The organism is Povalibacter uvarum (genome assembly GCF_014202975.1).
Taxonomy (GTDB): domain Bacteria; phylum Pseudomonadota; class Gammaproteobacteria; order Steroidobacterales; family Steroidobacteraceae; genus Steroidobacter; species Steroidobacter uvarum.
The window spans coordinates 573,628-596,378 of record NZ_JACHHZ010000006.1 but is presented as its reverse complement, the minus strand read 5'-3'; the positions used below and the strand labels follow the sequence as shown (position 1 = coordinate 596,378).

The following is a 22,751-nucleotide window of genomic DNA, read 5'->3' as shown; positions in this document are numbered from 1 at the left end:
AAGAGGCGCTTACTTCGTGCGCGTCGTCAGCGGACGCACGTGCTCGAGCAGGCTCACCAGCATCCTGCCGGGCTCCTCCCACGGAATCATGTGGGCGGAGTTCTCGAACCATACGCCCTGCTTGTAAGGCGCCCGCACTGCGTTCAGCCATTGCTCCGTGGGCTGCGAGGGCGTCGTGTAGTCGTGCCGGCCCATGAACATGACGACGGGAATCGGAAACTCGCGAACGGTCGTGAAGTCGACTTCGAGAAACGCCGGCAGGATCTTTCCGAGCGTGAAGACATTGCCCTGGTCGATCGCGGCAACGTCGCCCGGCTCGTACTCCGGCGAGAGCAGCGGTGCGCTGAAGAAGTAGGCGGAGCTGTTTCGATACGCCGTCAGACCTCCGAAGTACTGCGGCCATTTGCGCGCGATGATGATCCGCTCGCGAGTGATGGGCTGGTCTCCAGGATAAGGCGCGATCGATTCGAGATCGCGAATCGCTTCGGCGTTGTTCGTCTTGCGGGCCTGATCGAGTCCGTATTCGAAACTCAGCCGCTCATTGGTCTTCGTGTTGATGACCTGGCCGATGCCGACGTACGCATGGAAGAGGTCGGGTCGCTCGAGCGCCGCTTTCATTGCGACGACCGTGCCCCAGCTGTGTCCCATGAGGATGAGCTTCTGCTTGTGGTATCGCTGCCGGATGGCCTCCGCGATCTCGATTGTGTCGCTGACGTAGCGATCGATGCGGATCGTGTCGGCGATGTCCGCGGGATCGACGGTGAGGAACGTGCGTCCGGCGCCGCGTTGGTCCCACGTGACCATCGTGAAGTATTCCTCGAGCGGACGCTGGAACTGCCAGAGCGCCGGCGACAGGGGCGAGGCTGGGCCGCCGTGCACGAACAGAATCACGGGATTCTCTGAATCATGTCCCCGCGCATAGACCCACTGATCGATGCCGCCGGCGCGCAGCTTGTAGTTCTCCTGAATACCGCGCGGCGTCACGATCCGGTCGAGATCCGCGATGACGCCCCGCGCCTTCTTGAGGCCGGGGCCCGTGTCGTCGGCGGCAATCGAAGCAAGGGACAGCATCGACAGGAAAGTCAGCAACAGGGCAGGGATCTTTCGATTCATTCGCAGGCTCTGGAGTCGCTTCGCAGGGAACGCGAACTATACGCTGCATCCCGTCCGTCCCTGACCGACGGCCTTCGTCCCATGCGTATTCCTGCCGCATGGGCACCGCGGCACGCTGCCCGTCACCCATCTCACCCGTCACCCGTCACCGAACCATGCACTTCGACCGTTCCTTCTACCGCACCGCCGCGATCTGCTCGGTCGTCTCCGCAGTCACGACGCTGCTGCTGATCTTTCTGCCCGACCTCTATGCGCCGGTGGAAGGATTCGAAGGACGCATGTCCCGGGTGAATGACCCTGCCTATGCGCTGCGATCGTGGGTGTACCTCGTCCATCCATTCATCGTATTGACGGCGGCTCTGGGGATTGCGATGCGCATCCGTCGCGCTGCATCGGCCGCGGCCGTGATCGGTCTTCTGGGATTCGTGCTCTGGGCGTTCACTGAAGCGGGGCAGCAGACGCTGACACTGCTTGCTTTCGACAAGTGGCGTGCCGCGTTCGCAACCGCGGACGCGGCGATGCGTGCGCAGATCGAGGCTCACACGTTCATGTACGACGCGTTGTGGGACGCGATGTATTTCCTGCTGCTCATCGGCTTCGCGATCGGCAATCTCAGCTTCGGTGTCACGTTCCTGAAGCACAAAGGACTGACGCGCATCGTCGGCGGCTTTTTCGTGGCAGGGTGCCTGCTCACGGTGACGTACATGCTGGGCGAATTCCAGGTACACGTCGTGCCTGACGCGCTCGCAGACTGGGTCTATCCGGCGATCCAGCCCCTTGGGCGAACGCTCATTGGCGTGTGGTTGTGGAGGAACGCGGACGAGACGCTCGATCTCCGTCACTCCCGCGAAAGCGGGAGTCCATCGTCGCAGGATGGATTCCCGCTTTCGCGGGAATGACCGGTGGCTTTCGCGGGAATGACGAAGTCGCGTTACGCGGCGTGCAGCCCTTGCCCCGCCCGGTTCAGATCATCGAAATCATGCGAGGAGAGATGGATTCCGGCCGCGCCGACGTTCTCCTCGAGATGCTTTGGATCCGCCGTGCCCGGAATGGGCAGCATCACCGGGCTGCGCCGCAGTATCCACGCGAGTGCAATCTGGCTGCGGCTCGCATCGTGTTTGGCGGCGACCTGGTCGAGTAACGAGCCGTCGCGAGCGAGGTCGCCGGCGGCCAGCGGATACCAGGGAATGAATCCGATGTTGTGGCGCTCGCAATAGTCCACGACCTGCTCGCTCGCCCGGTTGCCGAGGTTGTAGAGGTTCTGCACCGTCGCGACCGGAAAGACCTTGCGCGCGGCTTCGATCTCCTCAACGGATACTTCACTCAGACCCGCAAACCGGATCACGCCGTCGTCGAGCAGTTTCTTCACGGCGCCGAACTGTTCGTCCCGCGGTACCTTGGGATCGATGCGGTGAAGCTGCCACAGGCCGATCTGGTCGACGCCCAGCTTTTTCAGGCTCTTGTGCGCCTGCGCGATCAGATAGTCGGGCCGGCCGTTCTGTGTCCACTGATCCGGGCCGCTGCGTGTCAGCCCCGCTTTGGTTGCAATGAGCAGTCCCGAATAGGGATGCAGGGCCTCGCGAATCAGCTCCTCGGACACATCCGGCCCGTAAGAGTCCGCGGTGTCGATGAAGTTGACTTCGAGGTCGGGAAGCATGCGCAGGACTTCGAGCGCGGTGGCCTTGTCGCGCGGCGGGCCCCAGATGCCCGGCCCCGTGATCCGCATGGCGCCAAACCCAAGACGATTGACGAGTATTTCGCCGCCGACCTTGAAAGTGCCGGAGCAGGGAGCGTGTGCGGTTGTCATGGGTTGCTGCCGATGCGCAAGGTGAGAATTCGAAGGTGCCAGCTCGCGAGGAGAAATTCTCTTCGTATTCACTGCAATCCCGCCTCCCCCGATCGGGTCTACTCACGCGTCCGACGTTCGAATCACGCGCGAAGCGCCTGTTCGGCCGGACACAAATGCGCCGGACGGTGGCATTCGCGCGCTCGGGAATGCCATGCTGTCGGGTCGAAGGAATCCGCTCACAAAGGGGAGAAACTCATGAGAACACCATTGCTCGTCGCCGCCGTTGCCGTGGCTTTGCTCGGATGCTCGAAACCGGCTGAACCGCCCGCGGAACCCGCGGCACAGACGCCTGCGACGGCGGCTGCGGAGCCTTCACCGGCCGAACGGCTCGATGCCGTGCTCGCTGCGCAACCGGATGCGGAGAAGGCTCGTTACGCTTATCGGCACCCGAAAGAGACGCTGCAGTTCTTCGGCGTCGAACCGGGCATGACCGTCGTCGATACTCTGCCCGGCGATGTCTGGTACACCGGCATCCTGCTCGACTATCTCGGCCCGAATGGCAAAGTGATCGCGGCGGACTACTCGGCGGAAATGTGGACGAAGTTCGGCGAGTACTCTCCGGATCCCAAGACGAAGACGAACTGGCCCGCCGACTACGTCGCAAAGATGGAGCCCAAGCGGGGTGCGGACGATGCCGCGATCGCGGCGTTTCAGTATGGCGCCGTTCCCGATGACATGGCGGGCACCGCGGATGTGGTGCTGATGATCCGCGCGCTGCACCACTTCAACAGGATGGAAGCGAAGGACGGCTATCTCACGAAGGCGCTCGCGGACATCAACAAAGTGCTGAAGCCGGGCGGCATCGTGGGCGTCGAAGCGCATCGTTCGCCGGAAGGCAACTCCGATGCCTGGGCTGTCGGCGAGGCCGGCTACCTGAAGCAGTCGGCTGTAGTTGCTGCCTTCGAGAAGGGCGGATTCGAGCTCGTGGAAGCGAGCGAGATCAACGCCAACCCGAAGGACCAGCCGACCGAGAAGGACTTCGTGTGGCGCCTGCCGCCGACGCTCGCCACGAGCGAAGGCAAGCCTGACGTGAAGGCGCAGATGGAAGCGATCGGCGAGAGCGACCGGATGACGCTGAAGTTCAAGAAGAAGGCCTGAGGCACTCGTCCCCGCGAGAAAATAGTCCGTCATGACGACTGTGCGGGCATGACGGATTTCACCGGGACGGCGGCGCGTTTGCGCCGTCCCGGATTTCCCCACCGTCGACAAATCTTCCAGTTTTTGCTGGGTGGGTTGCTTTTGCTTCGCTGCCTATGGCTCTCCCCACATCCGGGGCGCAGAATTTGCCGGAATTCCCATGGCTGGTGGAACACCGGCATCAATCCGTCGGTTTGGCATTGCCATGGCCCTGGCCGAACAGTCGAAACCTCCGCGCACGCTCAGCTACGGGCTCTTCCAGGAACCCTGGTGGCTCGATGCGGTTGCGCCCAACTCCTGGCGTGAGATCACGGTCAATCCCGGCGAGCTCATCAGTGCGCGATGGCCGATCGTGGAATCGCGATCGGCGGGCCTGCGGTTCATCATTCCGCCGCCGCTGACGCCCTGGCTGGGGCCAGCGCTCGCTACCGGTGACGCCGTCAAAGTGTCGCGGCGCCTGGAGCTCGAGAAAGAGCTCATCGAGGAGCTGCTCGGGAAGCTGCCGAAGTACGACAAGCTCGCAGTGCATTGCCACGCCTCGTTCACCAACGTACTGCCGTTCATGTGGGCGGGCTTTCAGGTCACTCCGCGCTGTACCTATGTGCTCGATGATCTGAGCGACGAGACCCGGCTCTGGAACGGGCTTCGCGAGAACATCCGTCGCGAGATCCGCAAGGCGCGCAAGCAGGTCGAGATCGTGGCGACGGAGGACATCGTCGAAAGCCAGCGCGTCATCGCGAAGACGTTCGCGCGCATCGGGGTGCAATCGCCTCACAAGCTGGAAATCATGCAGCGCATCGATGCCGCGTGCTCGAAGCGCGATTGCCGCGAGATCCTCATGGCCCGCGACGAAAAGGGCCGGGTGCATTCGTCGCTGTATCTCGTGCGCGATGCGCACACCACGTACTACCTCGCCGGCGGCGCCGATCCCCAGTTGCGGACGAGCGGCGCGCACAGCCTGATGATGTGGGAAGCGATCCGTCGCGCGGGAGTGCATACCCGCCGGTTCGATTTCGTCGGTTCGATGCTGCCGAACGTCGAGCGCTTCTTTCGAGCGTTCGGCGCGCGCCAGCAATCGTTCTACCGGCTGGTTTCCATGGGCAGGCTGATGAAGATACTCGACGCCGGATACGAACTGGCGCTGTCAGTCACCGGGCGCGATCACACTCGCAGGTTGCGCTGAGGGCGTATACATCGCCGGTCAGAGGCGCTTTGACAGCGCGCGGAACCAGCCCCTATTCTGGCCTCCCGGCGTCAGCCTCCCGAACAAGAAGGACCTCGCGTGCAGATTTTCCGACGTTTCCTGGCGGCGCTTGCGCTGTCCAGCATGGTGGTCCTGCCTGCCGTGTCCGAGGCGGCTGCGAAGCCGCGCGTGGCGCTGGTGATGAAATCGCTGGCCAACGAGTTCTTCCAGACGATGCAGGATGGGGCAAAGGCGCATCAGAAGGCGAATGCAGCCCAGTACGATCTGATCGCCATTGGCATCAAGGACGAGATCGATACGTCCGGCCAGATCCGGCTCGTCGAACAGATGCTGGCGCAGCGCGTCGATGCGATCGTGATTGCGCCCGCGGATTCGAGCGCGCTCGTGCCGGTGCTGCAGTCCGCGATCGCGAAGGGCGTGATCGTGGTCAACATCGACAACCGTCTCGATGCGAAGGCGCTGGCGGCCAAGGGCATTTCGATTCCTTTCGTCGGCCCGGACAATCGCGCGGGTGCGAAGCTTGCCGGTGACCATCTCGCGAAGCAGCTCGCTGCCGGCAGCAAGGTCGGCATCATCGAAGGCGTTCCCACGACGGTGAACGCACAGCAGCGCACGCTGGGTTTCCGCGATGCCATGCAGGCCGCGGGCATGAAGGTGGCCAGCGTGCAATCGGGTGAGTGGGAACTGCAGAAGGGCAACACCGTTGCCTCGGCGATGATGCGTGAACATCCGGATCTCGCTGCATTGCTCTGCGGCAACGACACGATGGCGCTCGGCGCGGTAGCGGCGATTCGTTCGGCGGGCAAGACCGGCAAGGTGAAGGTCGTCGGCTACGACAACATCCCGGCCGTGAAGCCGCTGCTCACGGACGGCCGGATGAGCGCGACCGTCGATCAGTTCGCGGGCAAGCAGGCCGCATTCGGAATCGAAGTGGCTTTGAAGGCGCTCGCTGCCAAGACACCACAAGCATCCTTGCCGGTCGTGACCAATACCGAGGTTGCGCTCGTCACTCGTTGATCGCGGAGTGCACGATGGCTCGCGCACCTTTGCTGCGAATCGGGAAGCTGTGCAAATCGTTCGCTGCGCCGGTGCTCACTGACATCGATCTCGCCTTCGATACGGGCGAGATCGTCGCGCTCACGGGTGAGAACGGCGCCGGCAAGAGCACGCTGTCGAAGCTCATCGCAGGGCTGATTTCGCCTGACAGCGGCGAGATGCTCCTTGGCGGCGAGCGGTTCTCGCCACGCAGCCGCGTCGACGCGGAGCGCAGCGGCGTACGCATGGTTCTGCAGGAGTTGAGTCTGGTCGGCACACTCAGCGTCGCGGAGAACCTGCAACTCGGCGCAATTCCTCATCGCTTCGGCTTCATCGATCGCGACGCCATGAATGCGCGGGCTCGTGCGCAGCTCGCGTTGCTTGGGCTGGACTCGATCGATCCGGAACTTCCCGTCAGCGAGCTCGGCATCGGTCAGCAGCAGCTCGTCGAGATCGCACGCGGCCTGAGCGGCGATGTGAAGCTTCTCATTCTCGACGAGCCCACGGCGATGCTCACTGCGCGCGAGGTCGAGGAGCTGTTTCGTCAGCTCGCGCTCCTGCGAGGGCGCGGTGTAACGATTGTCTACATCTCGCATCGGTTGGATGAGCTGCAGCGAATCGCGGATCGTGTCGTCGTGCTGCGCGATGGCCGGCTCGCCTGTGATCGCGCGATGGCTGAAGTCTCGCACGATGAGATCGTCCGGATGATGGTCGGACACGACGTCCATGAGGATGAGGATCGTCCGCGTCGGGCTTCGGGCCGCGAGCTTCTGCGCGTCGCGAATTTCAGCGGCGGTCTCGTACGTGATGCCAGCCTCGCGGTGCACGCCGGCGAGATCCTCGGTCTCGCGGGATTGGTGGGTTCGGGTCGCACGGAACTGCTGCGCCTGATTTTCGGCGCCGATCAGAAATCGACCGGAGATCTCTGGCTCGGTGGCCGGCCGGCTCGCATTCGCAATCCGACGGATGCTGTTGCGCAGGGTGTCGGCCTCCTCACGGAGGATCGCAAATCCCAGGGGCTGCTGCTCGGCCAGGCACTGGCGATGAATCTCACCATCGCGCACCTGAGCACAGTGAGTCGCAAGGGATGGATCGATGGCGGCGGTGAGGAACGAACCGCGCAGCAATGGAAGCAGCGCCTGCGTATCCGCTCGAAGGACTCCGCGCAGCATGTCGATGAGCTCAGCGGCGGCAACCAGCAGAAAGTGCTGTTCGCGCGCTGGCTGCATCGCGATTGCCAGGTGTTGCTGCTCGATGAGCCGACCCGCGGTGTCGACATCGGTGCGCGCGCCGATATTTATGCTGAGCTCGACGCGCTGGCGAAAGCGGGCAAGGCACTGCTCGTCGTTTCCAGCGATCTGCGCGAGCTCATGACACTGTGCGATCGGATCGCAGTCATGAGTGCGGGCACGCTCGTTCAGACGTTCGAGCGCGGCGAGTGGACCGAACAGGCACTTCTCGCAGCAGCGTTCTCGGCCTACGCACAAACCATGAACATGGCGACGGACAAGGCGGCATCATGAAACAGGCGTTGGGTCTGCCGTTGGCGCTGCTCGCGCTGGTCGTCGGGTTCGGACTGACGAGCGAATACTTCCTGACCCGCGACACGTTCATCGCGATCGCGAACGACATTCCGGCCCTCACCGTCATGGCCGTGGGCATGACGTTCGTACTCATCATCGCGGGAATCGATCTGTCGATCGGTTCGGTGCTGGCGCTCAGCGCGGGCCTCACCGCCGTTGCAATGCAGTCGTGGGGATGGAATCTTCCCGGCGCTGCCACCCTGGGGCTCGCGTGCGGATTGTTCTGCGGCACGCTGACTGGTGCCGTTACCGTCGCATGGCGGCTGCCGTCTTTCATCGTGTCGCTCGGCATGCTCGAGATTGCGCGCGGCAGCGCATATCTAGTGACTGACTCACGCACTCAGTACATCGGCGGTGCGATCGGTGGACTGAGCACGCCGTTGTGGTTCGGAATTTCGCCGGCCTTCCTGCTGGCGCTCGCGATCGTTGTCGCGAGCCACATCGTGCTGCGCAAATCGGTGTTCGGGCGCTATCTCGTGGGCATTGGAACGAACGAAGAAGCGATGCGCCTCGCGGGCATCGATCCGCGTCCGTGGAAGGTGATCGTGTTCGCGCTGATGGGGAGCCTCGCCGCGCTCGGCGGACTCATGCAGCTATCGCGCCTTGAAGCCGCGGATCCGAATGCGGGTGTCGGCATGGAGCTGCAAGTCATCGCCGCCGTCGTGATCGGCGGCACGAGCCTCATGGGCGGGCGCGGCTCGGTGCTCAACACTTTCTTCGGTGTCCTGATCGTCGCCGTCCTCGAAGCCGGCCTCGCGCAGATCGGCGCATCGGACCCGGCAAAGCGCGTGATCACCGGCTGCGTCATCATCGTCGCCGTGCTGCTGGATGTGTACCGCAATCGTCGGAAGCGCGGCTGAGTAGGCAGAACCTTAGAATTCTTCCCCCGTGATCCCCGTGATCCCCGTGTACCCCGTGGAGAATCTCCTTCTTTTCTTCCTCCCCCGCTCAGCATCTCCCCGCCGGCAAGCTCGCCATGTTCCTGACGCCATCGCGAATGATCTGCGCCAGTCGCAGCGTTCCCGGTCCGGCACCGTCGCGATCGGTGAACACCAGAAAGATCTGCAGCAGTCGCTCGGCACCGTCGCGGAGCGCCAGGGCTTTCAGCTGGCCCTGTGAGATTTCGGTCCGGATCTTTTCTTCCGGGAACCATGCGAATCCATGACCTCGGCACGCGGCACCAATCGACGTCGGCATGTTGCTCACGGTCCAGCGCATTTCGCCTTCGACGGTGCTGCTCTTTCGATCGCGCTGAGATCCGGAGTCGCGGACGACCAGATGGCGATGTTTGCGCAGATCGCGCGCGGTGATCTCGCGACCCAGCTGGTGCAGCGGATGATCGGGATGCGCGACCGGAATGAATCGCGCGGTGAGCAGCGGTTCGCCTGCGAAGCCCGTGGGGATTGTGGGTGAGATCGCGAAGTCGACTCGCCTGCTGACGAGCGCTTCCTCCGTGCCGCCGATCACCGTCTCGAGCAGCTCGATGCGTGTCTGCGGGCTCTCTTCGCCGAAGCGGCCGAGGCAATCGAGTACGAGCCACATTGGAAACACGACCTCGACCGCGATCGTGATCTCGGCTTCCCAGCCGCTCGATACCTTGCGCGCCGCGCGCTCCATCGTCCCCGCGTCCTCGAGAAGCACCTGCGCGCGGCGATAGAGCATCTGCCCCGTTGGCGTGAGAACCGCTTTGCGCCCCTGAATTTCGAAGGCCTTCAAGTCCAGCAGCTCCTCGATCTTCTGGACCGCATAAGTCACTGCGGACTGACTTTTGTGCAGCATTTCAGCGGCTTGCGCATAGCCGCCTGCGTCGACCACCGCCACGAGGCAGCGCCACTGCTCAAGGGTGATGCGAGGGTTAAGTCCTTCTTGGGCCTCGCTTTTCTGAGTCATGTATCTAATAAATGGATAGGAATAGGCCGATTATTATGCTTTTTTATCGGCTGGTTCAATATTCAAATAGCGACACCGAAGTTCAACTGATCCGAGAGGTGTCCCATGAAAACGCTGCTGAAGATCCAGACCAGCCTGTTCGGCTCGCAGGGTCAGTCGTCCCAGCTCGCCGATCGCTTTGTCGCAACGTGGCTCGCGAAGAATCCAGGTGGACGCGTGATCACGCGCGATGTATCCGGCGATTCCATTCCTCACCTGACCGCGGAGCGATTCCAGTCGTTCTCGTCCAGCGCGGACGACCGCACGCCGGCGCAGCAGGCCGCCGTCGATTTTTCGGATGTGCTCATCGATGAGCTGCGCAGCGCCGATGCGATCGTGTTCGCCGTGCCGATGTACAACTTCAGCGTTCCTTCGACGCTGCGTGCGTACTTCGATCATGTGGCGCGAGCCGGCGTGACGTTCCGTTACAACGCGACCGGCCCGGAAGGACTGATCAAGGGCAAGCGGGCGTATGTGTTCATCACCCGCGCCGGCATCTACTCGGGAGAGGCGGATACGCAGACGCCGTACCTGAAGCAGTTCCTGGGCTTCATCGGCATCACGGATGTGGAGTTCGTATACGCAGAGGGACTCGCGTACGGCGATGAGGTACGCGAGAAGAGCCTGGGTGCTGCTCGTGAGTCGATCAGCAACTTGCTCGAGCCGCAGGCAATCGCGGCCTGAGCGCTCGGACCCACAGGCAGAGATGCGGCACGCGCTCCGACTGTGGGTCCGGCTTTAGCCGGACGTCATGCCGAAAGGCATGGTTCGCTCTCTGTCATTCCCGCGAAAGCGGGAATCCACTCCCTGGAGTTCAGATGGACGCCCGCGTGCGCGCGCGTGACGGAATGCCTTCGGCATGACGTCCGACTAAAGTCGGACCCACAGAGAGAAGAGCGTTCTACTGCTTCGCCTGCGCGCGCCGCTCAAGCACCGCGTCCAGCCCAAACCTCCCCGAACCGCGCAGTGCGAAGTAGACCCCAAGGGCCAGCAGGCAAAGTGCCGGAAACGCGCCGCGAAATCCGGCGAAGCGATCCACCATCACGAAAGCCACGGCGAAGTTGATCGCGCACAGGATCCCGGCCCAGCGCATCAGCAGGCCGGTGATGAATGACAGGCCAATCAGGAATTGCGCCCACACGGACAGACGCGCCATGAACGCCGGCGCCGGAAAGCCGAACTTCGTGAGGAAGGCGACGAATTCCTCCATGCGTTCGGCGCTCGTGATGTTGTCCCACACGCCGTAGATCAGAAAGGAGCCTGCGAGCACGCGCAGAAGCAGCAGGCCGTGGTCGTCGTAACGCTGCAGCGACGTGAGGAGAGCGGCGTTCGACATGCATGGGGTTCCGTGACTTGCGATAGGGCAGTGTCCGATGAGCGCATGCAAGGAGCAAGGACGTTCGGCGGCATCGGCACTGCGGTTCGCCGCAGCCGTTTCCCGAGTTCGCCCGCCGCTGCACGCGGGCGAACTCGGGCGGGCGTTACGGACTGATGGGGAAGTCGACGGGTTGCTTGCGAACAATCACGTCCCATCGCACCGCTCGATTGCGGCCGTCGGAGCCCGCACAGTGACCCGCGACCTGGACCAGTCCCGAACTGCTCTTGCGATCGTTCACGGCGGTCGCCGTGCAACTGCGCGGAACGAGTCCGTTCATCGACAGCGCCGGCAGTGCCCTGAAACCGAAATGCGGATGCCAGATGAACGCGGCGTCGTAGGCGAAACCTGGTGAGTTGGGCAGCAGTTTGCGGATCGCCTGTGCCTGCCCAACGACGATCTGGTCTTCGTTGATGTCGCGTGCGCTGCTGTAGCTACCTCCGGCGAACGTGCCAATGTCCTGCGCGTACGTCGAAGTGCCGTTCCAGATGAATGCACGCGGCAGCGTGTTCGTGAACGCCGTGCCCACTACACGATGTGACTCGGTGAGTCCCTCAACGATGCCGTAGGTGTACGTTGTCTGTGCGGTGTTGGCCGGCAGCGGTACGGCGAGCAGCTGCTGCGTGGGCTGCTTCCACATGAACATCCTGGAGGCGAAGTTGTTCGACTTGCCATCGTGGCCGATCACGCTGCCCGCATCGTTGATCTCTTTTCCGTAGACTTCCGGAGTCTCCGGCCCATCGTTTGGGCAATACACCATCGCCGGCGCTGCATTCGGTGACGACCACTTCACCGCCAGCGTCTCGTAGCAATCCCCTTGTGTATTCGGTGGCGGCGGCAGGTTGAGATCGTCGCGCCGGTTCGAGGAACCCACGATCTTCTGCTGGTTGTTGATGGCGAGCGCAATCGTGTCCCATTTGTAAGTCAGTGGGGCAGCCGGATTGCCGAGCATCTCGGCCGCATTGCTGCCCCATGACCAGACGAAAGGCTTGTCCAGTGCGCCGGCGTTGATGTCGACGAAGCTGCCGACCACGATGCCCGCGTCGTTGACACCGAGCGCCATGCCTCCGGACAAGCCGCTCGTGATGTTGTAGCTGCTGTTGTTGGCGGCCGAGAAGAAGAATCCATAGAGACCCGATGCGTTGTACGAGCGGCCAACGATATCTCCGTTGCTGTTGATGTCCTTGGCGATGCTGTCGTAGCTGGTGGGCACGTTCAGATCGGTGATCTGCGCGCTGTCGACCACGAATTGCCAGTTGAGTGCGGCGTGTGCCGATGAGGCACAAAGGATCGAGACCGCAATGGGCAGGGACCGGGAAAGACGCATGACGCACCTCTTTGCTGTTGGGATGGCGACGACGTGCCGCCTGTTACCCCGGACGGAATCCGATGTCATGGCGGCTCGCGATTGCCCGTAAGGGCAGGACTACGGCAGACGATCGGCATGGAGGAGCGCGGTCCAGTCGATGCCGCGGATCGATTGCAGGGCGTGCGGCAGGAGTCTGTTTCTTCGCAGCCCATTTTTGCCGGGGTCTGCGATCTCTAGGCTGGACGCTTCGTTTCATCGAGGAGCAGGCCATGGACTATCGCTTTCTGGGGGCATCGGGATTCAAGGTGCCGGTGCTGGGATTTGGCGCCGGGACGTTCGGCGGCAAAGGGCCGCTGTTCAGCGCATGGGGTACGACGGACGTCGACGAGGCGCGCCGCCTGGTCGACATCTGTCTCGATGCCGGCGTGAATTTCTTCGACACCGCTGACGTGTACTCCGACGGTGCGTCGGAGGAGATTCTTGGCGAAGCGCTGCGCGGCCGACGCGACGAGGCCATCATTTCGACGAAGGTCACACTGCGAACGGGCGGCGGTCCGAACGACGTCGGCGCGTCGCGGCATCATCTGATCCGAAGCGTCGACAAAGCGCTGCAGCGATTGCAGACCGATTACATCGATCTGCTGCAGCTTCATCACTTCGATGCGATGACGCCGGTCGAGAGTGTCATGTCGACGCTCGATGATCTCGTGCGTGCCGGCAAGGTGCGCTTCCTCGGTGCGTCGAATTTTTCGGGCTGGCAGTTGATGAAGTCACTCGCGGCCGCGGATCGCTACGGCTACTCGCGCTATGTGGCGAACCAGGTGTACTACTCGCTCGTCGGTCGTGACTACGAGTGGGAGCTCATGCCGCTCGGTCTCGATCAGGGGATCGGTGCGGTCGTCTGGAGTCCGCTCGGCTGGGGGCGTCTGACCGGACGGATCAGCCGCAGGCAACCGGCACCGCCTTCGAGCCGGCTTCGCGAGACTGCGCAGTTCGCTCCGCGTGTGGAGGATGAGCGCCTCTATCGCGTCGTCGACGCACTCGAAGAGGTCGCGGCCGAATCAGGCCGCACGATTCCGCAAGTCGCACTCAACTGGTTGCTGCAACGACCGACGGTGTCGACTGTATTGATCGGCGCGCGCAACGAGCAGCAGCTCCGCGACAATCTTGGCGCGGTCGGATGGAACCTTTCTCCCGCACAAGTCTTGAAGCTTGATGCATCGAGCGCGGTCGATGCGCCGTACCCGTACTACCCATATTGGAACGGCCAGTTCACCGAACGCACACCTCCGCCGGTTCCATTGCGATAACAACGTCGTCTCGCGTCACGAGATCACGGCGCGCTGCATTCAGCGCGTCGTGTCGCATTCTGTTTGCAATCAGCGACAGCTCTGAATTTTTTGCAACGGAAACGTAGGCGATCGGGAACTTGCGCTGCGGAGAAGAATTACAGGGCCACCCAAACAATCCGGTCAGGCAATCCGGTCAGGCCATGAACAAGAATCACCGGTCGATGGCGGCACGCGTCGCGTTCGCAACACTGATGCTTTCCCTTCTCGTCAGTCAGCGCCTGCTCGCCAGCAGTCTCGAATTTTTCCAGAACGGCGCGAACGCGTTCGATTATGCGCAGCAGACTTCGCTGCCGTCAGCATTCGGTTCCGGCGAGTTCACACTGGAGCTGTGGCTGAAGCCCAATCAGAACTTTCCGGTGGGCTCGACCACGAGCACTTCCTCGAAATACACGACGTGGTCGTCCGCGGATGTCGCGCCCTACAGTCGTTCGGACTGGTGGTACTACGGAAATTTTCTGCTCGACGGTTTCAACAATTCGTCGTTTCCGAGCGGCTCCGTCGGATTGCAGTTCTACGGCGGCGGTCGCCTGCGCTGGCTGTTCGGAGACGGGTCTTCCGTGATCGGCGGAGTGCGATCGGTCGGCGCCTATCCAGCATCGAATACACCATCGCTGCTCGACGGCCGCTGGCATCACGTGACACTCGTGCGGCGCTGGAGCGGATCGAGTGCGTCGCAGCTCGAGCTGTGGATCGACGGCGCGCTGATCGACAGCGAAACATCGCCGGTCAGAACGAATATGCGTCAGTGGTGGAACAGCTGGTCGGGCTATCCGTCCGGTCAGAGCGGCTTCGTATGGGGCGCGGAGAAAATCGCCGCCATCTCGGGCGCGGCATGGGAAGACTACAAGGGTCTGGTCGATGACGTTCGATTCTGGTCGCGCGCGAAATCGGCATCGGAAATCCAGTCGAACTGGTCGCAGCCGGTGTACGGCACCGAGTCCGGACTCGTGGGCTGGTACCAGATCGGGGAGATGAGCGGATCGCGGATCTGCGATTCGATCACCAACGCTTGCATGTCGTTGTACCGGACGCAGAGCGGCACGTTCGACCCCGAAGAATCGCCGGCGAGCTCAGCGCCGCGCGGCGATGTGGAGTTTGCCGTGAGCAGCTATTCCGTTGCCGAGGACGGCGGTTCGGTCACGGTTCGAGTCACTCGCACCGGCGGCTCGAGCGGCGCGGCGTCGGTCAACTACGCAACGCGCAACGGCTCGGCAACCGCTGGCGCCGATTACCAGGCGAGAACCGGCACGTTGACCTGGGCTAACGGCCAGTCCGGAGAGCGCACGGTCCAGATTTCGATCATCAATGATTCGTACGCGGAATCCGCCGAGACATTCAGCGTCGATCTCTCGACGGCGGTCGGTGCCGACATGGGTTCGCCTGCAACGGCGACGGTCTCGATTGCCGCGAACGATCAACCGAACCAGGGGCCTTCAGGTCCCGTGACTCCGTCATTCTCCGATACGTTCGCGAGAGCGGACGGCGCCGTGCTGGGCAACTCATGGATCGAGAAGACGGCGAACTCGTTCTCGCTCTCCGGCGGGGCCGTGCAGAAGAATGCGCCGTCGGGTGATTTCCGGAACAGCCTCGTGTATCGCCCGGCATCGGAAGACTCGCTCGATGTCGAGTCGATTGTCGAGCTGCGGTTCCAGCAGTTCCCCGTGGGCTATCCGGCGGTGCTTGCACGCGCACAGGCGTCGACAGTCGGGCTGGCCAGCCGGTGGGACGGCTATCTCGTGTACCTCAACAACTCGCAGACCCAGGCGGTTCTGGGACGCCAGACCGGCACCGGCTGGGACACGGCTCTGGCTGTGTTCTCGCTTTCCCGTTCGATCAATCTCACTGACACCTACCGGCTGCGCCTGCGGGCTGTCGGAACGAATCCGGTGAGGCTCGACGCATATGTCGAGCGGTTCACAGGCAGCGCGTGGGAGGTCCTGGGCGAAGGCCACTACAGCGACAGCTCATCCTCACGCATCGCAACAGCAGGCGCCGTCGGATTCGCCGGCGACGACGCCGATCGCTTCCGGGTCGACAACTTCACTTCCGGCGCCGCCAACTGACGGCACCGGGATATCTGCGTGGGGCAGGAACCGTTGCGCTCTGTGGTGCATTGAACGGTTCACGTCAGGCAATGTACGGCTCGAGTGAGGGATCCATGGTCTGGTTCATCGCTTTCATGATTGCTGCAGTCGCTGCGATCCTCTACGCGATCGGTGTTTCCATCGACACTGAAGCGCCTCAGCGAAAGCTCTAGGAAGCTCAGCTCTCACGCGGCAGCGGCAACGAGGCCTGCCCGAATACGTACCGCCAGCCCTGCGGCGTGCGAACGTACGTATCGCTGAACCACAGCTTGCGTTCGAACTGCTTCCCATTGTGCTCGTACTTGAGCAGGAGCTTCGCGGTCACGACTGCGGTGTCTCCCCAGACGCGCACCGTTTGTGAGCCGGCTTCCTCGTCCTGCAACTCATACGCGAACCTGGACGTCCGCGCATCGTTGATGAGGTCGGCCTTGCGATAAGTCCGTCCATCGCCCAGCACCAGCACGAAGTCATCGTGCAGGATGCGATCCATCGTCGCTGCGTCGTTCTTCTTCACGGCCTCCTGGTAGGTCGTGTCCAGTGCAGCGACGATGCTGACGTCGTCCGTCGCGGCTGCGAGCGGGGACATTGCCGCCAGGACGAGCGCGGCGGCGATGGTGGAACTGCGAATCGTGGTCATGCAGAAGCTCCTTGGTCCGGATGTGCGTGCGACGGTAATCGTCGACGCGGGCCTGGACTTGGAGAATCTTGCGGCCGGGCACCGTTGTCCCGGCCTATCCGCCATCCGCTATCCGCTATCGCACTTCTTCCGCGGCTGGCCGACAATCGTCTCCGCGACCGTGCCCATGATCCCCACGGTGCTGATCGTCATGGTGCCGATCGTCGTAGCCGTCGCCGCGCCGACCCCGTCCTTCCTCGCACTCCAGCAACGGCGCCGTATGAATCACGATGAACTCGTTGTTGTCCGGAACGCCGAACTCGCGGCCCGCCGAGCCCGGATAGTTGTTGTCGTCGATGACGAGAAGACGATTGTTGTCGAGCGCCAGCACGTCTTCGATCGTCGTGAACGGGAACGTGAATACCGTGTTGGTGCGGCCGTCGCCCGCGATGTCGCGCGGGTCATAGATGTTCATCAGGTCCGCAACTTCTTCCTTGATGAGATTGCCCGCGGTATCGATGCGGCGCAGATCGACGCGGAAGATCTTCTTGAACCGCGCGGGTGACGTGAAGCGCGGATCGCTCGGATCACCCTGACCGCCATCGCGTTCGATGATTACGAACTCCGTGTCGGTCAGTGCGGTGAAGTCGCCGATCGCGTGGTTGGGTTTGTCGAGGAGGTACGCGAACGTCTTGCCCGTGTACTTGCGCGCAGCGAGATGGAACTCGCTGATGATCAGGCGCTCACGCACCGGATCGCCGGCGATCGCCTTCTCGAGCAGCGTATAGAGGCGGGTGCGGCTGGCGTTGAGCGCCATTCCTTCGAAGCCGCCCGAGTCCGGGAGATTCGCGGCCAGCGTGCGCTGCGGATTGCTGATCGCCTGCACCAGCGGATTCACTTCCGATCCGCCGAGGGTGCTCGGCAGTGCGCGGAAGTTGGGCAACGGGATCGGGGCTTCGAGCACGCGTCCCTGGGCATCCGTGTGGATGAGATACGGGCCGAACTCGTCGCCGAACCACAGGGTGCCGTCCGGTGCGCGCCGGATCGACTCGATGTCGAAGTCCGCACCGGTGAGCAGGCGACCGCTGCGGATCGACGGATCCACTGCGATCGTGCCGCCGCCGGCGGGTGTGCCTGGGTAAGTTGCGCCGTCGGCGACGATCGGAAACGGCACGCGCCGCCAGGGATCGCGCAGCGTGATGAAGCTGTCGGCCGTGAACTCAGAGAGAGCTTCGCCAGTCACCCGATGCGCCGCGGACACCGTGCCCTCTTCGAAATCGGGCTTCACTGTGTAGACGCGCAGCAGCGCATCCGGAGAGTTCGCCTTGTTACCGAAGCCGTTGTCCGCCATCACCCTGTAGGTGCCTTTCGTCGGGCCGGGCAGGACCGCCGAGAATCCCTGCACGGGCTGACGATTGATCAGCGGCAGCACGACGCCGTTCGCGCCCGTGGCGAACTGGCCGGAGGTCGGTCCCGGCGAGAAGGTGTCACTCGGGAGCACCGCTCGTTGCAGGAGCTCAGCGGCACCCGCCTGCGGCAATGCCGCCGCAGTGCAGGTGAGCAGGGCGAGGGCAGGGATCAGGCGATTCGTGTGCTTCATGCTTCGGACTCCCGTGCGTGCACGCGCGCCGCCGATCGGCGCGCGATTCGCAGCGAGTCCGGATCATTGGCCACTCCCTGTTGCCGATCCGTGAAGGTTGGTTGACGGTGGTGCTACTGAGGAATCCGAACCGGAGGAAGAATCAGAAGAAGACTTTCCATACTCTTGATCTCAAGGTGCAGCGCACGCCGCGGCACTGTCATACGCGCGAATCGGCGTCGTGAACTGACAGCCGAAGTTCGCTTGCTGCACGGTCTTGCGATCGAGGATACGGTCGCCGCGTGGCTTCACGCCCTGGTCGACCCACTTCAGCATGTCGGCGAAAGCCTGCTCCTGTTCGGGAACGCTGAATTCGCAATGCTGGGCAGCGCGGATCGCGCGCGGCACGAAGAGATGCTGCTGACCCCAGAAGCGGGTCCGCTCGAGATAGATCTGTTCCATCGAGAACGGAACGAACAGGTCGCCGAGCGTGTGCAGGCTCACCGTCGGCACGTGCAGGTTGCCCGTGTTGCGTGGAATCGCTTCGAGCTCGATGAATCTCGGCGGATTGGCCTTCGGATCGGGCCGCACTCGCAGGATCGATCGATTGAATTCGAACTCCTCGCGCGACAGTCGCGAGTCATGGTCGAGCTGATAGATGCGGCCGATGTTGTTCGTCACGGACAGCCCGTTCGTGACAGCGGAGATGGAGCCATCGCCGCCACCGAATCCGAAGAGCAGGTTCATGAACGAGGGATACGAAAGATCGACGATCGGGCGCGGGCCGCCGGTCAGTTCGATCGTCGCGGCCTTCAGCTTGTCACCCAGCGGCGTGTTGATCGTCGGATAAGTCACGAACAGCTGGCTGAGGATGGAAGGCAGCTGTGCCGTCGGATAGTCGGGCGAAGGCCGCGGTACGTCGATGCCGGCGAGCTCAGCCGCGACGAGATTGAAGTCGTCGAAGAAATCGAACAGCCGCGTATCCCCGTTGACGCCGCACATCGGCACTGCGCCGCTGTACTTGATGCCGCCCGCGAGCTGTCCGAGGAACTCGACGGTCTCCCGGCAGAAATGACCCAGCCGCCCCGACGGGCAGGTTCGATTGGGGAACTGCTCGATGGATGCGACCGTGACGTGACCGCCCATCGAATGCCCGTGAATGAAATAGCGGTGGGGCTTCAGCCCCGTGATGCTCTCGAAGGCGCGCGCGAGAGAGTTGGTGCTTTGTACGCCGGCACGCACATCGTAGTGATTGCGCGTGTAGCTCGATGCGGCCCATGCGAAACCGTTCGCCAGCAGGTGGGCGCGAATCGCGGGATTCGACACCGTGAGCAGATTGCCTTCGCCGCGATAGCCGTGCGCATACATGACGAGCGAGCCGTTCCACTGCTCCGGCACTTCGACGCGATAGCCCGCGGCGGCGTCGATGCCCCAGTACTGTCGGGCAGTCGGAAATGCGGCCAGCGGCGCGAAGGGCAGCGCGGCTTCGACAACGACGGGTGGTGGATCGTCGACCTGGGCAAGGCTCGGAAGACCGAAGCAGGCAAGCGACAGCGCCACCCACAACTGCCATGATCGCAAGGCGAGCATTCGCGCGATACGCATGGATTCCCCCTGTCGCGGCGCTCGAAGGTCGCCGCGGTTCAAGTTGTCGAGGCAAATTCGCGGAGCGTATGCTCCTCCCGGCATCGAGCCGTCGTCAACTAAGGACAAGTCAACAGTGGGTGCCGGATGCGGGGTCGATCGGTTCAGTCTCTGATTGCCTTGATAGCCGCGGCGGGAGCCGGCGGCTGCGGCCAGTCCGTGGATTCTCCGGCGAATTCTTCAGCAACGGCTGCGAATGGATCGGCGGCGGTCGCTGGGCCAGCGGTTGCAGCGCCTTCAGCAGTCACCGAACCTGCTGCGCAGGACCTCGTCCAGCGACGCAGCGAGTTGCAGGCCCGGATCGAGGCCGCACGGGCAGAGCTGGCGCAATTGCAGTCCGAGAAACTGCGGATCGCCGCACTCGTCGAGTCCCACCAGGCCGAGGGAGAAGCGCAACTGGCGGCCTTGAAGGCGCAGGCCAAGGCATTGCAGGAACAGTCCGCGGGCTCGCAGGACGCTTTTGCCGAGCGGGCCCGCAACCAGATGGAAGATGCGCTCATGCTCGATCAGGAGTATCGGGGTCAGCTCGATGCGGTCGAGAAGCAGCTCGACGCCAGCGAGTCGCGGCTCAGTGACCTGAAGGCCGAGCTGAAGGCGCTTGGGACGCCCTGACTCTGACGTCTGCGGTATTCTCGGATCGACATCTGCCTTCCGGAGTTTTTCGCGTGCGATTCATCGCCGTCGGCATCCTCGTGTCTGCTTCCTGGCTGTCGGCGCATGCGGTCGAGAAACCGCTGGACTCACGACAGGTACTCGCGACGATGGAGAAGGTGGCCGACTGGCAGCTCGCCCATCTCGACCCCGTCAGTTCGATCCAGATCTATCGCGAAGAAACCACCGAGCCGCGCAGCTGGCAGCAGGCCGCGTTCTATGCGGGGCTGACCGAATTGGCGCAGCGTTCTTCTTCGCCGCGCTTTCGCAATGCCGTGCTCGATCATGGGCGCAAGGCGAACTGGCGGTTGGGTGAGCGCAAGTATCATGCGGACGATCACGCGATCGGCATGAGCTATCTCTGGGCCGCGACCAACGGTGCCGGGGCCGATGCGATCGCGCCGTTGCGTCGCCGCTTCGATGAAATCCTCGCAACGCCGCCGCGTGTGGGCCTCGATGCAGAGTCGGAGACTTCCTGCTGGGATCGGTGGTGCTGGTGCGATGCATTGTTCATGGCACCGCCGGTGTGGATCGGACTGAGTGTCGCGACTGGTGATGCGCACTACGCCAACTACGCACACGCCGAGTTCAAGGCGACGAAGGACTATCTCTACGATCCCCAGGAACACCTTTTCTATCGCGACAGCCGTTTCTTCAAGCAGCGCGACAGCGAAGGTCGCAAGCTCTTCTGGAGTCGAGGCAACGGCTGGGTTTTCGCGGGGCTCGTTCGGGTGTTGTCGCAGTTGCCCGCGAACGATCCGTCACGACCGATGTACGAAACGCTCTTCAGGGAGATGGCGGCGAAGCTGAGGACGCTGCAGAAGACCGATGGCTACTGGTCGCCTTCGCTGCTTGCGACGAAGGGCGCACCGCCCGAATCGAGCGGCACCGGATTCTTCGTCTACGGATTGGCGTGGGGAATCGACGTCGGTCTGCTGGATCGCGCGATGTATGAGCCCGCGGTACAAAAGGGATGGCGCGCTCTGACGAACGCCGTGCACGCGGACGGCCGGCTCGGCTTCGTCCAGCAGGTCAGCGACCGGCCCGAGCACGTGACCCGGGACGATACGCAGTTTTATGGCGTGGGCGCGTTCCTGCTCGCGGGTGCCGCGATCCTGGATCTATCGCAATAGATCAGTTCGCGCGGCGGCGACGACGAGCGAGCAATCCCGCGAGGCCGATGCCGAGGAGTCCGAGTGACGAAGGCTCCGGCACCTGGATCGGTGTGCCATGGCCGGGAACATCGTCGATGGGATACGACGGATAAGTCGGCGTGTCGTTCGGTTCCTCGTGCGGCGGCTCTTCCGGCGCGGAAGGTTCATTCGCCGGCGGCGAAGGATCGCCGTGATCGGGCGGCGTGCTGTCGCCCGGCGGTGTTTCCGTATGCGACGGCGGCGCTTCGGTCACGGGCGGTGCAGCGTCTCCGGGACCTTCAGGCGTCGGGTTGCCCGCATCGGGCTGGTGATCCGACGACGGCGGCGCAGTGCCTTCAGTGGGTGGCGTTTCGTTCGAACCAGACGAGGAATCGCTGTCCGTGGGTCCGGTGTTGTCGGAAGGCCCGGAAGGCACCGGGTTGTCGTTAGGGACAGTCGGGCCAGAACCTGCTTCGTCACCGCCGGTCGTTGGATCGGTCGGCGCGGCGGAGCTGTTGTCGCCCTTCGAGGGTTCCTCTTGCGCGCCGCCGCCAGCGCCTCCGGATGTTCCGGACGGGCCCGGCCGCGAGCCGCCGCCTGACGTATTCGAAGTCCCGGCGCGCATCGACGTGCCGATGCGGAACAGGAGCGTCGGATGATCGTAGTTCGCGCCACCGACGGAGCCGGAACCGAGCACTTCCGTCTGCGTCTCTTCCTGCTCGAATGCATCGGCAGCGTTCAAGCTGAGCGGTGCCCAGGTCGCGCGATCGACCGGGTGCGCGATGGTCGAGTCCGAGGCAAGCAGAATGTTGGGCAACTCGACGACTTCGAGCGGCGCGGTCGCCGCCGGAGGTTCGCCCGTCGTTATTGCGGGGCCGCCGAAAAGACTAACGCCCGGCGTATCCGCGACGGTAGCCACGAGGCAGATGAGTGTCAGCGCAATCGCACAGATCTTCGGCATGGTCGCATTCGCAGTCGTGGTGAATCCCTGACCACAACCATTGCAAGCGAGGTGCCGTTCCCCGCCGATGCGACAGAATCGTCCCAAAGGGCATCGAATCGATGCGCAGACTGAGAACTGTGTCGCTGTTTTGGATGAGCTCGCCGTCGACCGCGCGGCGCTACTAGTCCTTTGGTGTAAACGCGGCCGACTCGGGA

Annotated in this window: 20 protein-coding genes; 11 read left to right on the top strand and 9 right to left on the bottom strand. The window is 63.2% G+C overall.

The genetic code is table 11. The features are described 5' to 3' along the window. Positions 1-9 precede the first annotated feature (9 nt). Positions 10-1,113, bottom strand: a complete 1,104-nt coding sequence (locus HNQ60_RS24900) for an alpha/beta hydrolase (RefSeq protein WP_184335481.1) — start codon at positions 1,111-1,113, stop codon at positions 10-12. A 155-nt stretch (positions 1,114-1,268) separates the two neighbouring features. On the opposite strand from HNQ60_RS24900, the gene HNQ60_RS24895 reads away from it, so the two are divergent. Further along, a complete protein-coding gene (locus HNQ60_RS24895) occupies positions 1,269-2,012 on the top strand; it encodes a hypothetical protein (protein ID WP_184335480.1) in 744 nt (247 codons plus the stop codon). 32 nt (positions 2,013-2,044) lie between these two features. Here the strand turns inward: HNQ60_RS24895 and HNQ60_RS24890 are convergent, their stop codons facing one another. Then, entirely contained in the window at positions 2,045-2,920 is an 876-nt protein-coding gene (locus tag HNQ60_RS24890) for an aldo/keto reductase (protein ID WP_184335479.1), read from the bottom strand. A 237-nt stretch (positions 2,921-3,157) separates the two neighbouring features. Between HNQ60_RS24890 and HNQ60_RS24885 the strand changes: the two genes are divergently transcribed. From HNQ60_RS24885 to HNQ60_RS24865, 5 genes are all read left to right on the top strand, one after another. Beyond that, positions 3,158-4,060: a class I SAM-dependent methyltransferase gene (locus HNQ60_RS24885; RefSeq protein WP_184335478.1), complete on the top strand. Its 903-nt coding sequence runs from the start codon at positions 3,158-3,160 to the stop codon at positions 4,058-4,060. 244 nt (positions 4,061-4,304) lie between these two features. After that, on the top strand, positions 4,305-5,282 hold the full coding sequence (locus tag HNQ60_RS24880; RefSeq protein WP_184335477.1) for a GNAT family N-acetyltransferase: 978 nt from the start codon (positions 4,305-4,307) through the stop codon (positions 5,280-5,282). A 99-nt stretch (positions 5,283-5,381) separates the two neighbouring features. Beyond that, complete coding sequence (locus HNQ60_RS24875) at positions 5,382-6,320, top strand: sugar ABC transporter substrate-binding protein (protein ID WP_221304430.1); 939 nt, start codon at positions 5,382-5,384, stop codon at positions 6,318-6,320. 14 nt (positions 6,321-6,334) lie between these two features. After that, positions 6,335-7,861, top strand: coding sequence for a sugar ABC transporter ATP-binding protein (locus HNQ60_RS24870; protein ID WP_184335476.1), 1,527 nt, complete (start codon positions 6,335-6,337; stop codon positions 7,859-7,861). Then, on the top strand, positions 7,858-8,781 hold the full coding sequence (locus tag HNQ60_RS24865) for an ABC transporter permease (protein ID WP_184335475.1): 924 nt from the start codon (positions 7,858-7,860) through the stop codon (positions 8,779-8,781). The genes HNQ60_RS24870 and HNQ60_RS24865 overlap by 4 nt, the downstream gene beginning before the upstream one ends. A gap of 88 nt (positions 8,782-8,869) precedes the next feature. On the opposite strand, the gene HNQ60_RS24860 is transcribed toward HNQ60_RS24865, so the two are convergent. Continuing rightward, the gene (locus HNQ60_RS24860) at positions 8,870-9,811 is read right to left on the bottom strand and encodes a LysR family transcriptional regulator (protein WP_184335474.1); all 942 of its coding nucleotides are present in this window, start codon (positions 9,809-9,811) and stop codon (positions 8,870-8,872) included. Positions 9,812-9,916: 105 nt separating this feature from the next. On the opposite strand from HNQ60_RS24860, the gene HNQ60_RS24855 reads away from it, so the two are divergent. Then, entirely contained in the window at positions 9,917-10,534 is a 618-nt protein-coding gene (locus HNQ60_RS24855; RefSeq protein WP_184335473.1) for an FMN-dependent NADH-azoreductase, read from the top strand. A gap of 217 nt (positions 10,535-10,751) precedes the next feature. On the opposite strand, the gene HNQ60_RS24850 is transcribed toward HNQ60_RS24855, so the two are convergent. Next, complete coding sequence (locus HNQ60_RS24850) at positions 10,752-11,186, bottom strand: DoxX family protein (RefSeq protein ID WP_184335472.1); 435 nt, start codon at positions 11,184-11,186, stop codon at positions 10,752-10,754. Between the two features lie 145 nt (positions 11,187-11,331). Then, a complete protein-coding gene (locus HNQ60_RS24845; RefSeq protein WP_184335471.1) occupies positions 11,332-12,552 on the bottom strand; it encodes a DUF3466 family protein in 1,221 nt (406 codons plus the stop codon). Between the two features lie 251 nt (positions 12,553-12,803). Between HNQ60_RS24845 and HNQ60_RS24840 the strand changes: the two genes are divergently transcribed. Both HNQ60_RS24840 and HNQ60_RS24835 read left to right on the top strand, forming a co-directional pair. Next, positions 12,804-13,844, top strand: coding sequence for an aldo/keto reductase (locus HNQ60_RS24840; RefSeq protein WP_184335470.1), 1,041 nt, complete (start codon positions 12,804-12,806; stop codon positions 13,842-13,844). A 182-nt stretch (positions 13,845-14,026) separates the two neighbouring features. Further along, the gene (locus HNQ60_RS24835; RefSeq protein WP_184335469.1) at positions 14,027-15,949 is read left to right on the top strand and encodes a Calx-beta domain-containing protein; all 1,923 of its coding nucleotides are present in this window, start codon (positions 14,027-14,029) and stop codon (positions 15,947-15,949) included. Positions 15,950-16,148: 199 nt separating this feature from the next. Here the strand turns inward: HNQ60_RS24835 and HNQ60_RS24830 are convergent, their stop codons facing one another. From HNQ60_RS24830 to HNQ60_RS24820, 3 genes are all read right to left on the bottom strand, one after another. Then, positions 16,149-16,607: a nuclear transport factor 2 family protein gene (locus HNQ60_RS24830; RefSeq protein WP_184335468.1), complete on the bottom strand. Its 459-nt coding sequence runs from the start codon at positions 16,605-16,607 to the stop codon at positions 16,149-16,151. Between the two features lie 115 nt (positions 16,608-16,722). Then, positions 16,723-18,186 (bottom strand): esterase-like activity of phytase family protein, encoded by a 1,464-nt coding sequence (locus tag HNQ60_RS24825; RefSeq protein WP_184335467.1) that lies wholly within the window; start codon positions 18,184-18,186, stop codon positions 16,723-16,725. Between the two features lie 171 nt (positions 18,187-18,357). Then, a complete protein-coding gene (locus HNQ60_RS24820; RefSeq protein ID WP_184335466.1) occupies positions 18,358-19,770 on the bottom strand; it encodes an alpha/beta hydrolase in 1,413 nt (470 codons plus the stop codon). Positions 19,771-19,968: 198 nt separating this feature from the next. Between HNQ60_RS24820 and HNQ60_RS24815 the strand changes: the two genes are divergently transcribed. Together HNQ60_RS24815 and HNQ60_RS24810 are read left to right on the top strand one after the other, a co-directional pair. Then, positions 19,969-20,421, top strand: a complete 453-nt coding sequence (locus HNQ60_RS24815; RefSeq protein WP_184335465.1) for a hypothetical protein — start codon at positions 19,969-19,971, stop codon at positions 20,419-20,421. Positions 20,422-20,474: 53 nt separating this feature from the next. After that, positions 20,475-21,593, top strand: a complete 1,119-nt coding sequence (locus HNQ60_RS24810; protein ID WP_184335464.1) for a glycoside hydrolase family 88/105 protein — start codon at positions 20,475-20,477, stop codon at positions 21,591-21,593. A 1-nt stretch (position 21,594) separates the two neighbouring features. On the opposite strand, the gene HNQ60_RS24805 is transcribed toward HNQ60_RS24810, so the two are convergent. Next, positions 21,595-22,554, bottom strand: coding sequence for a PEP-CTERM sorting domain-containing protein (locus HNQ60_RS24805; RefSeq protein WP_184335463.1), 960 nt, complete (start codon positions 22,552-22,554; stop codon positions 21,595-21,597). Between the last annotated feature and the right edge of the window lie 197 nt (positions 22,555-22,751).

Coding starts and splice junctions, on each gene's coding strand:
- HNQ60_RS24900 (WP_184335481.1), bottom strand. CDS start 1,113: ATGAATCGAAAGATCCCTGCCCTGTTGCTGACTTTCCTGTCGATGCTG.
- HNQ60_RS24895 (WP_184335480.1), top strand. CDS start 1,269: ATGCACTTCGACCGTTCCTTCTACCGCACCGCCGCGATCTGCTCGGTC.
- HNQ60_RS24890 (WP_184335479.1), bottom strand. CDS start 2,920: ATGACAACCGCACACGCTCCCTGCTCCGGCACTTTCAAGGTCGGCGGC.
- HNQ60_RS24885 (WP_184335478.1), top strand. CDS start 3,158: ATGAGAACACCATTGCTCGTCGCCGCCGTTGCCGTGGCTTTGCTCGGA.
- HNQ60_RS24880 (WP_184335477.1), top strand. CDS start 4,305: ATGGCCCTGGCCGAACAGTCGAAACCTCCGCGCACGCTCAGCTACGGG.
- HNQ60_RS24870 (WP_184335476.1), top strand. CDS start 6,335: ATGGCTCGCGCACCTTTGCTGCGAATCGGGAAGCTGTGCAAATCGTTC.
- HNQ60_RS24865 (WP_184335475.1), top strand. CDS start 7,858: ATGAAACAGGCGTTGGGTCTGCCGTTGGCGCTGCTCGCGCTGGTCGTC.
- HNQ60_RS24860 (WP_184335474.1), bottom strand. CDS start 9,811: ATGACTCAGAAAAGCGAGGCCCAAGAAGGACTTAACCCTCGCATCACC.
- HNQ60_RS24855 (WP_184335473.1), top strand. CDS start 9,917: ATGAAAACGCTGCTGAAGATCCAGACCAGCCTGTTCGGCTCGCAGGGT.
- HNQ60_RS24850 (WP_184335472.1), bottom strand. CDS start 11,186: ATGTCGAACGCCGCTCTCCTCACGTCGCTGCAGCGTTACGACGACCAC.
- HNQ60_RS24845 (WP_184335471.1), bottom strand. CDS start 12,552: ATGCGTCTTTCCCGGTCCCTGCCCATTGCGGTCTCGATCCTTTGTGCC.
- HNQ60_RS24840 (WP_184335470.1), top strand. CDS start 12,804: ATGGACTATCGCTTTCTGGGGGCATCGGGATTCAAGGTGCCGGTGCTG.
- HNQ60_RS24835 (WP_184335469.1), top strand. CDS start 14,027: ATGAACAAGAATCACCGGTCGATGGCGGCACGCGTCGCGTTCGCAACA.
- HNQ60_RS24830 (WP_184335468.1), bottom strand. CDS start 16,607: ATGACCACGATTCGCAGTTCCACCATCGCCGCCGCGCTCGTCCTGGCG.
- HNQ60_RS24825 (WP_184335467.1), bottom strand. CDS start 18,186: ATGAAGCACACGAATCGCCTGATCCCTGCCCTCGCCCTGCTCACCTGC.
- HNQ60_RS24820 (WP_184335466.1), bottom strand. CDS start 19,770: ATGCGTATCGCGCGAATGCTCGCCTTGCGATCATGGCAGTTGTGGGTG.
- HNQ60_RS24805 (WP_184335463.1), bottom strand. CDS start 22,554: ATGCCGAAGATCTGTGCGATTGCGCTGACACTCATCTGCCTCGTGGCT.